The sequence below is a fragment of the Pelatocladus sp. genome, from assembly GCF_059505505.1.
This window is the reverse complement of sequence record NZ_JCACKS010000258.1, coordinates 29,454-30,430: the sequence shown is the minus strand read 5'-3', so window position 1 is coordinate 30,430 and position 977 is coordinate 29,454. Positions and strand designations below refer to the sequence as shown.

The window sequence follows — 977 nt, the reverse complement described above, 5'->3', positions numbered from 1 at the left end:
GTTGAAGCGTCAGAAACCTCGCACGTAGCGCAAGCGGAGTGCGTAGGTAGTTCATGTAAGTAATGACTATTAACTAATGACTATTGACCCTTAACTCTTGAGTCTTGCCACTTTTGATCATTTTGTGTGTCGGGACTGGAAGTTGATGAAGGTTCATCTGTCCCCAACATATTATGTATATCGCTCAGGGAACTAGGCTTTGTCCCTGGCTCTTGTGTTGTACTTGCATACTCAATTAAATCTTCTACTTGACAATTGAGTGCTTTACAAAACTTAATGATTCTTTCTATCTGTTCTGTCCCAGTTCTACCACTTTCCCAATTTTGAATAGTGCTTTCTGTCACGCCCACAAGACGCGATAACTCCAGCTGAGTTAGCCCTGCTTTCTCCCGCAGAAAAGCGATGTTTGGTTTTGCTTTCCGTTTCACAGCCACAGCACTTTTGATTTACCTTTAGTCGTAGATCCTAACATCAAAAAAATCTAGCTGGCATCAAAAAAATTTAGTGGCTAAAAAATTTAACCCAGCTCTTGACTACACCCAAGTTCTTTGGTTAAAAATATTAAGTATGAGGTTGACTACCACCTCACATCTCTTGCAAAATAAATTTTGACAAGAGATTGAGGTAGAAGTTAAAGGACGAAAACTTTGATAACTGGGTCTTAAAGATTTGAGAAAGCTCTTTCTCAAATCTCTAAGTCTCTCATCCCTAGCCTCTATCCCCCTTCTGTCTGAGGGTAGACAAAGCTCAACCAAACTTTTTCCCAAAAATCTTTTAGACGAATCCGGAATGAAGAAATTGGACTTTGTAGCTTTCATTAACAAAACAAAAACACGACAGAGAAACCAAAAACAACTTCTAAAGGTCATAAGTAAATAACCGAACGAAGAGTCAAAGGTGTAAATTCTCTAGCTAAAAACACACAACACACAACAACACACACAATACACAAAGGTCTAAAACAATGTTGAAGAAAT

Annotated in this window: 1 protein-coding gene; it reads right to left on the bottom strand. The window is 38.6% G+C overall.

Annotated features, from left to right (window positions below):
- Window positions 1-80: 80 nt before the first annotated feature.
- Window positions 81-428, bottom strand: coding sequence for a helix-turn-helix domain-containing protein (locus tag AC5JMK_RS27130; protein WP_096678949.1), 348 nt, complete (start codon window positions 426-428; stop codon window positions 81-83).
- Window positions 429-977: the final 549 nt, after the last annotated feature.